General features: G+C 71.4%; 8 protein-coding genes. 2 read left to right on the forward strand and 6 right to left on the reverse strand.

Translation table 11 applies throughout. The features are described from left to right. Nucleotides 1-104: 104 nt before the first annotated feature. A complete protein-coding gene (locus ACVNF4_RS04835; protein ID WP_461801390.1) occupies nucleotides 105-1,691 on the forward strand; it encodes a DHA2 family efflux MFS transporter permease subunit in 1,587 nt (528 codons plus the stop codon). Nucleotides 1,692-1,709: 18 nt separating this feature from the next. On the opposite strand, the gene ACVNF4_RS04840 is transcribed toward ACVNF4_RS04835, so the two are convergent. After that, complete coding sequence (locus ACVNF4_RS04840; protein WP_461801391.1) at nucleotides 1,710-2,612, reverse strand: alpha/beta fold hydrolase; 903 nt, start codon at nucleotides 2,610-2,612, stop codon at nucleotides 1,710-1,712. A 77-nt stretch (nucleotides 2,613-2,689) separates the two neighbouring features. On the opposite strand from ACVNF4_RS04840, the gene ACVNF4_RS04845 reads away from it, so the two are divergent. After that, nucleotides 2,690-3,487: an IclR family transcriptional regulator gene (locus ACVNF4_RS04845; RefSeq protein WP_461801392.1), complete on the forward strand. Its 798-nt coding sequence runs from the start codon at nucleotides 2,690-2,692 to the stop codon at nucleotides 3,485-3,487. A 7-nt stretch (nucleotides 3,488-3,494) separates the two neighbouring features. Here the strand turns inward: ACVNF4_RS04845 and ACVNF4_RS04850 are convergent, their stop codons facing one another. The 5 genes from ACVNF4_RS04850 to ACVNF4_RS04870 all read right to left on the reverse strand — a co-directional run. Then, nucleotides 3,495-4,619: an aromatic ring-hydroxylating oxygenase subunit alpha gene (locus tag ACVNF4_RS04850; RefSeq protein WP_461801393.1), complete on the reverse strand. Its 1,125-nt coding sequence runs from the start codon at nucleotides 4,617-4,619 to the stop codon at nucleotides 3,495-3,497. Between the two features lie 36 nt (nucleotides 4,620-4,655). Next, on the reverse strand, nucleotides 4,656-5,810 hold the full coding sequence (locus ACVNF4_RS04855; protein WP_461801394.1) for an NAD(P)/FAD-dependent oxidoreductase: 1,155 nt from the start codon (nucleotides 5,808-5,810) through the stop codon (nucleotides 4,656-4,658). Beyond that, nucleotides 5,807-6,169, reverse strand: a complete 363-nt coding sequence (locus ACVNF4_RS04860; RefSeq protein ID WP_461801395.1) for a bifunctional 3-phenylpropionate/cinnamic acid dioxygenase ferredoxin subunit — start codon at nucleotides 6,167-6,169, stop codon at nucleotides 5,807-5,809. Before ACVNF4_RS04860 ends, ACVNF4_RS04855 begins: the two co-directional genes overlap by 4 nt. Nucleotides 6,170-6,359: 190 nt before the next feature. After that, nucleotides 6,360-7,445: an S-(hydroxymethyl)mycothiol dehydrogenase gene (locus ACVNF4_RS04865; protein ID WP_461801396.1), complete on the reverse strand. Its 1,086-nt coding sequence runs from the start codon at nucleotides 7,443-7,445 to the stop codon at nucleotides 6,360-6,362. A gap of 97 nt (nucleotides 7,446-7,542) precedes the next feature. Beyond that, nucleotides 7,543-8,228: amidohydrolase family protein (locus ACVNF4_RS04870; protein ID WP_461801397.1), on the reverse strand; the 686-nt coding region annotated here is incomplete at its 5' end.

Raw genomic sequence — 8,228 nt, forward strand, 5'->3', positions numbered from 1 at the left:
CGCAACTTGGAACGACTTTGCTACGGCCGTGTTGCGGGCGGATGCCGCAATCGCGTGGCCGAAAGTGTGGTGATTCGGCGGGCGTTGGCCCTAGCGTGACGTGCATGAGCTTAAGCAGCGGGGACACCCCCGAGGACGACGACAAAATCACCGGGGACATCCTCAAGGTGGCCGGGGCCGTCGTACTCGCCATGATCATGGCCATCCTGGACACGACGGTCGTGAACGTCGCCCTCCCGACGTTCCTCACCGCGTTCGACGTCGACGCGTATTCGACGGTCGCCTGGACCATCACCGCGTACACGCTGGCGCTGGCCGCCGTCATCCCCGTCACGGGCTGGGCGGCGGACCGGTTCGGCACGAAGCGCCTCTACCTCACCGCGCTGGTGCTGTTCACCCTGGGCTCGGTGCTGTGCGCGTTCGCCTGGAACATCGAGGCGCTGATCGGTTTCCGGGTCCTGCAAGGGCTGGGCGGCGGCATGCTCGTCCCGCTCGGCATGACCATCATGACGAAGACGGCCGGGCCCAAGCGGATGGGCCGGCTGATGGCGATCCTGGGCGTGCCGATGCTGCTGGGCCCGATCTGCGGGCCCATCCTCGGCGGCTGGCTCATCGACGCCGTCTCCTGGCACTGGATCTTCCTGATCAACCTGCCCCTCGGAGTCGTCGCGCTCGTCTACGCCGTGCTCGTGCTCCCGAAGGACGCGCCCGAGCCCAGCGAGACGTTCGATGTCGTCGGCATGCTCCTCATGTCACCGGGGCTCGCGCTGTTCCTGTACGGCGTCTCGTCCATCCCGGGCGAGGGCACCGCCGCCGCCACGAAGGTGCTGGTGCCCGGCCTGCTGGGCCTGGCCCTGATCGCGGGGTTCGTGGGGTGGGCGTTCCGGCCCGAACACCCGCTGCTGGACCTGCGGTTGTTCCAGGACCGCAACCTGACCGTGTCGACGATCGTCATGTTCCTGTTCGCCGGGTCGTTCTTCGGCGCGATGCTGCTCGTGCCGACCTACTTCCAGCAGGTGCGCGGCGAGGACGTCCTGCACGCCGGGTTGCTGGTGGCTCCGCAGGGGGTCGGCGCGATGCTGACGATGCCGATCGCCGGGACGCTCGCCGACAAGATTCCCGTCGGGCGGATCGTGCCCGTCGGCATGGTCGCGATCCTCGTCGGCATCGGGGGGCTCTCGCTGAGCACCGACCCGGACACGCCGTACTGGCGGATCATCCTGTTCCTGTTCATCATGGGGCTCGGCATGGGCGGCTCGATGATGCCGACGTTCACGTCCGCGCTGAAGACGCTCCAGGTGCACCAGGTCGCGCGGGGGTCGACCCTCTTCAACGTCGTCCAGCAGGTGGCCGGTTCGGTCGGCGTGGCCGTCATGTCGGTCGTCCTGACAGACCGTCAGAACGCCTCGGAGGCGCTCAAGGCCGTGCGGGCCGTGGGCGAGGCGAAGAGCGCGGGGACCACTCCCCCGGACTGGGCGGCCCGGGTCGCGCAGCGCCTCGGCGACACGCTCCAGTCCACCGCGACCTCCGATCTGGCGCACGCCTTCCGGTCCACGTACTGGGTGGCCACCGGCGCCCTGGTGATCACCCTCGTCGCCTCCCTGTTCCTCCCCTTCCGCCGCGAGGAGCCGACCCCGTCCGACGACGGCACTCCGACCCCCCGCACGGCACCGCCGGCGGCGCTGCACTGACCGTGGGCCTGCCCGCGGTCACTTCGCGGGCAGGCTCAGCACGGCGTCGGCGAAGGCGGCCGGCGCCTCCTGCGGCACGTTGTGGCCGATGCCCGGCAGCGAGCGGATCTCGCAGGGGCCGGTGAAGTGCGGGCCGTGGTCGAGGCCGGCCGGGCCGGTCACGCCGTCGGCCTCGCTGACGAGCACGACCGTGGGGACGGAGATCGCCGGCAGCCCGGCGAGAGCGGTCTCCAGCTCCTGGTGGCGCGGGTCGCCCTCGGCCAGGCCGTGACGGTGGCGGTAGGAGTGGATCACCACGTCGACGAAGTCCGGGTTGTGCAGGCTGGGGGCGGTGGCGGGGTAGGCGGTGGCGGCTGCGGTCCAGGCGGGCGACCAGTCGCGCCAGAGCCGGGCGCACAGGTCGTCGCGGTTGCGGGTCAGGCCGCGCCGGCCGCGTTCGGAGTGGAAGTAGTACTGGTACCAGTACTTCACTTCGGTATCGACGGGCGCGGGTTCGGCGGACCCCGCGATGTCCTGGATCGCGTAACCGCCGCAGGTGACCAGGCCCGTGACGCGTTCCGGCCACCGGGCCGCGGCGACGCACGCGGCCCGGCCGCCCCAGTCGTAGCCGGCAACGACGGCCCGGTGGATGCCCATCGCGTCCATGAAGTCCAGCAGGTCCTGGCCGAGCGCCGCCTGCTGCCCGGAGCGCGGGGTCCCGGCGTCGCGGAACCTCGTCGGGCCGTAGCCGCGCAGGTAGGGGGCGAGGACGTACCGGCCGCTCGCCGCGAGCTCGTCCGCCACCTCGTCGTAGGCGCGCACGTCGTAGGGGAAGCCGTGCAGGAGGATCACCGGGACGCCGTCCGCGTCCGGTTCGCCGGCCGTCTCGTAGCCGATCTCCAGCACGGGCGTGGTCACACTGGCCTGGGTGGGGAAGCTCATGGCCGCATCATCGCAAAGAACCTGGTCACGTTACCGGGGGTAAAAAGTCTGTACCGTACCACGCGTATAGTTTCACTGTGAGCAACTACACCCCTGATACCGAGACGTCCACTTCCCAGGCCGGCGGGGTCCAGTCGGTCGATCGTGCGATCAGCGTCATGGAGATCCTCGCCCAGCGCGGCGAAGCGGGGGTCAGCGAGGTGGCGGCGGAGATCGAGGTTCACAAGTCGACCGCGTTCCGGCTGCTCGGCGCGCTGGAGGCGCGTGGGCTCGTCGAGCAGGCCGGGGAGCGGGGGAAGTACCGGCTGGGGTTCGGGATCGTACGGCTCGCGGGCGCGGTCACCGGCCGGATCGACATCACGCAGCAGGCCCGGCCGATCTGCGAGCGGCTCGCGGAGGAGATCGGCGAGACCGTCAACATCGCGGTGCTCCAGGAGCATTACGCGATCAACCTGTACCAGGTGCGCGGCCCCGGCACCGTCGCCGTGCACAACTGGGTCGGCCAGCTCACGCCGTTGCACGCGACGTCCAGCGGCAAGGTCCTCCTCGCGCACCTCCCGGCGACGGAGCGCGCGGCCCTGCTCGCCGAGGCCGGGCTGCGCAAGCTCACCCCGCGCACGATCACGGCGAAGACGAAGCTGGAGAAAAACCTCGCCGAGTCCCTGGAGCGCGGATACGCCTACACCCTGGAGGAGTTGGAGCTGGGCCTGCACGCGGTGGCCGCCCCGATCCGCGGCCGGGACGGCGACGTCATCGCCGCGATCAGCGCCTCAGGACCCGCCTACCGCTTCACCGAGGACCGCCTGCACGGCCTCGCTCCGGTGCTGCTGAAGGGCGCGGAGAAGATCAGCCACCGCATGGGGCACCTGGGCTGAGCCTGGTTCACCTCGCTCCCAGCCGCTCCAGCACCCACGCGTGGAAGGCCCCGATGTGGTGCTCGCTCGGCACCAGTACACCCCCCTTGGCGTACATCCGGGAGTGCATGCCGGGCTGGGTGCGCTCACACGCGTCGAAGTCCTGCTGGTTGACGCGGTGGAAGAGCTCCACGGACCGGCTGACGTCCTTGCCGGACTCGACGACGTGCGGCAGATACAGCCAGTCGCACTCGACGATCGTGCGGTCGGCGGCGACCGGGTACATCCGGTGGAAGATCACGTGGTCGGGGACCAGGTTGACGAACACCTGGGGTTTGACGGTGATCGCGTAGTAGCGCCGGTCCTGCGCCTCGGCGACGCCCGGTATCCGGTCGAGCCCCTCGGAGCCGTCCACGGTGAACCCCTGGACGTCGTCGCCGAACTCGGCGCCGTGGCCGACGTAGTACTGGGCGGCGTAGCCGTCGGCGAACTCGGGGAGGACTTCCGTGAGTTCGGGGTGGATCGTCGCGCAGTGGTAGCACTCCATGAAGTTCTCGACGATGAGCTTCCAGTTCGCCTTCACGTCGTACACGATCCGTCTGCCGAGCGAGAGGTTCGGCATGTCGTAGTGCTCGATGGACTCGACGTCCCCGAGGCGTTCGACGACGGCGCCCATCACGTCGTCCTCGAAGGAGGGCGGGTTCTCGGCGAGGCAGACCCAGACGTAGCCGAGCCACTCGCGCACGTGCACGCCCACCAGGCCGTACTCGGTGCGGCCGACGTCGGGCATCTTGGTGAGGTTGGGGGCGGCGACGAGCTTGCCGTCGAGGCCGTACGTCCAGGCGTGGTACGGGCATTGGAAGGCGCGCTTGACCTCGCCGCTCTCCTCGGTGCACAGCTTGGCGCCCCGGTGCCGGCAGACGTTGAAGTACGCGCGGATCGAGCTGTCGCGGGCGCGGGTGACGAGGATCGACTCGCGGCCCACGTCGACCGTGCGGAACGCACCCGGTTTCGGCAGGTCGGCGGCGCGCGCGACGCAGAACCACATGGTCTCGAAAATGCGCTCCTGCTCCTGGGCGAAGATCCCGGGATCGGTGTAGGAGGAGCCGGGGAGGGTGGCGATCAGGCTGTCCGGCAGGCCGGTCGAGGTCACGGGGCACTCCTCGGGTTGCGTCGGGGGGAGGGTCGTTCAGGCGGCGGCGAGCTGCTTGCGCCAGCGGGTGAACAGCCGGGGCTGGTTCATGCCGAGGACGGCGACGGGTGTCTCCCCGCGCCGGTAGACGGCCAGGATGTCCCGGTCGCCCTCGGTGCCGGCCTCGACGGTGACGCTGTCGGCGCCCGCCGCGTGCCCGGTGAACTGGATGCGCACGCCGTACTGGTCGGACCAGAAATACGGCGGCCTCGGGGCACTCGGGGAGGCTCCGAGGAGAGCGCCGACGGCGGCGGCCGGGCGTTCCAGGGCGCCGGTCCAGTGCTCGACGCGGCGGTGGCCGCCGGTGCGGGGGTCGTACCAGTTGGCGCAGTCCCCGACGGCGACGACACCGGCCACGCCGGTCCGGCCGTCGGCGCCGCACTTGACGCCGTTGTCGAGGGGGACGCCGGAGCCGGTGAGCCACTCCACGCAGGGCCGGGCTCCGACGCCGACGACGACGAGGTCGGCGGGGATGCTCCGCCCGTCCTCCAGCAGGACGGCGTCCACGCGCCGTTCGCCGCTGAGGCCCTGCACGCCGATGCCGCACAGGAGCCGTACGCCGTGGTCGGTGTGGAGTCCGGAGACGACGGTGCCCATCTCGGCGCCGAGAGGGCCGGCGAGCGGGGTGGGGGCGGCTTCGATCACGGTCGTGTCGAGGCCGAGGGCGTGTGCGGTGGCGGCGACCTCGGCGCCGACGAAGCCGCCGCCGATCACCACGAGCCGTCCGCCCAGGGCGAGTTCGGCGCGCAGGGCGCGGGCGTCGTCCAGGGTGCGCAGGGTGTGGACGCCGGCCAGGCCCTCGGCGCCGGGGAGGGTGCGGGCGGCGGCGCCGGTGGCGATGACGACGCCGTCGGCGGTGATCCGGCGGCCGTCGGCGAGGAGGACCTCGCGGGTGTTGCCGGTGAGATCGAGGCCGGCGGCGCGGACGCCGAGCAGCCACTCGGCGCCGAGTTCCTCGCCGTCCGTCTCCAGGGCGAGGTCCGTCTCGCGGAGGGTGCCGGCGAGGAACTCCTTGGAGAGCGGGGGCCGGTCGTAGGGGCGGTGGGGTTCGTCGCCCACGACGATCAGGCGGCCGGTGTGGCCCTGGGCGCGCAGGGCGCGGGCGGCCGAGAGGCCGGCGAGGGAGGCGCCGACCACGGCGACCGTTCTCACGCGGGCCCCCCGGCGAGCCGGGACGCCACGCAGGGCGGGAGGTTGGGGGCGTCGGTGGACACCTTCACCTGGATCACGCCGTCCTCGACGACCACCTCGTGGGTGCGGACCGGGAGCCGGGCGGGCGGGGAGTCCACCGCGCCGGTCCTGAGGTCGAACTTCGAGGCGTGCAGCGGGCATTCCACCTCGCAGCCCTCCAGCCAGCCGTCCGCGAGCGACGCGTCCTGGTGGGTGCAGGTGTCGTCGATGGCGAAGAGCTCGCCGTCGTCGGTGTGGAACACCGAGACGGGCGGGTCGATGTCGAGCCGGTATGCCTCGCCTCGCGGCAGGTCCGCGAGACGGCACGCGGGAATCATCATGACACCTCGGTGCGTATAGCGAAACGGATTGCGGTAAGCGCAACGCCAGTTTGGAGCCGCCCAGAACCGTTGTCAAGGAGTCCAAAGCCACCCCGTCCCGGGCATGTTCCGAGGCAGCCCGAAGCGCCCGCCCCACCTGCGTGACCAGGCAGAACGGGCGCTCCGGTAAAGCGATATGACGGACCGTCAGTCAGAGCACGACCACGGACCTCAGGACGTCGCCCTGGTGCATCCGCTCGAACGCCTGCTCCACCTGGTCGAGTCGGATCGTCTCGGTGACGAACGCGTCGAGCGGCAGGCGCCCTTGGAGGTGCAGGTCGATGAGCATCGGGAAGTCCCGGGAGGGCAGGCAGTCCCCGTACCAGGACGACTTGAGGGAGCCGCCCCGCCCGAACACGTCCAGCAGCGGGAGTTCGAGCTTCATCTCGGGCGTGGGCACCCCGACGAGGACGACCGTCCCCGCCAAGTCCCGTGCGTAGAAAGCCTGCTTGTACGTCTCCGGCCGGCCGACCGCCTCGATCACGACGTCCGCCCCGAACCCGCCGGTCAGCTCCCGGATCGCCTCGACGGCGTCCGTCTCCTTGGAGTTGACGGTGTGGGTGGCGCCCAGTTTCGCCGCCGTCTCCAGCTTGTTCCCGTCGATGTCGACGGCGATGACCTTCGCGGCGCCCGCGAGGCTCGCCCCGACGACGGCCGCCGCGCCGACGCCGCCGCAGCCGATGACGGCGACCGTGTCACCCCGGCCGACGTTCCCGGTGTTGATGGCGGCGCCGATCCCGGCCATCACCCCGCAGCCGAGGAGCCCGGCGACGGCCGGAGAGGCGGACCGGTCGACCTTGGTGCACTGGCCGGCGGCGACGAGGGTCTTCTCCGCGAACGCGCCGATGCCGAGGGCGGGGGCGAGTTCGGTGCCGTCGAGGAGGGTCATGCGCTGCTCGGCGTTGTGAGTGTCGAAGCAGTACCACGGGCGCCCGCGCAGACACGCCCGGCAGTTCCCGCACACCGCACGCCAGTTGAGGATCACGAAGTCCCCGGGAGCGACCTCGGTCACCCCCTCCCCCACCGACTCCACGACCCCGGCCGCCTCGTGCCCGAGGAGGAACGGGAACTCGTCGTTGATGCCGCCCTGCTTGTAGTGCAGGTCGGTGTGGCAGACCCCGCACGCCTCGACCTTGACCAGCGCCTCCCCGGGGCCGGGGTCGGGCACGACGATCGTCTCCAGGGAGACGGGGGCGCCCTTTCCTCGCGCGACGACAGCACGGACCTGGTGAGCCATGGTCACTCCCGAAATCGATGTTGCCCATTGCGGCACGTATCTCAAGTAACGCAACACAGCATCGGGGAGTCGCCGGGCGGGGGTCAAGAAGCGGACGTCAGCGGACCCGTTCACCCGACCGGTAGACGGCGAGGACGTCGGTGACCGCCCCGATGTCGTAGAGCGGGGAGCTGCCGAGGACAACGATGTCCGCGTCCGCCCCCGCCCTCAGCGCCCCCTTGGTCATGCCCCAGCCGACCGCCTCGGCGGCCACCCGGGTCGCCGCGTGCAGCACGTCCAGGTTGGGCATGCCCAGGCGGACGAGGTCCATCAGCGTGTACGGGTACACGCCGTGCGCCTTCGCGGCGCTCACCCCGGAGTCCGAGCCGGGGACGATCCGGGCACCGGAGGCGACGAGGCCGGCGACCACCTCCCCCAGCGCCTCACGGCGTGCCGCTTCTTCGGGCGCGAACGACCTGTGTCCCGGGAGGAGGCCGGCCGGAACGGTGACGTACGTGCCTCGGCTCGCGATCTCGTCGAGCGCCCTCCGGCGGACCCCGGAGCCGTGGCGGGCGAGAAAGGAGACGTCCTCCAGGGAGTCGAATCCCAGGCCGGCGATCCCTGCGGGGGTGTCGGCGGGGGTGTCGGCGCCCTGCACGTGCGCGGCGGTCTTCAGCCCGAGGCGGTGCGCCTCGGCGACCATCAGGCGCAGGTCGTCGGGGTGGTGCCGCCGCACGAGGGGGTGGGGGCCGGGACCGGCGTCCCCGCCGCCGGCCAGCACGCTGACGACGTCGCAGCCGAGGC

It is taken from the genome of Streptomyces sp. S6 (assembly GCF_054880855.1).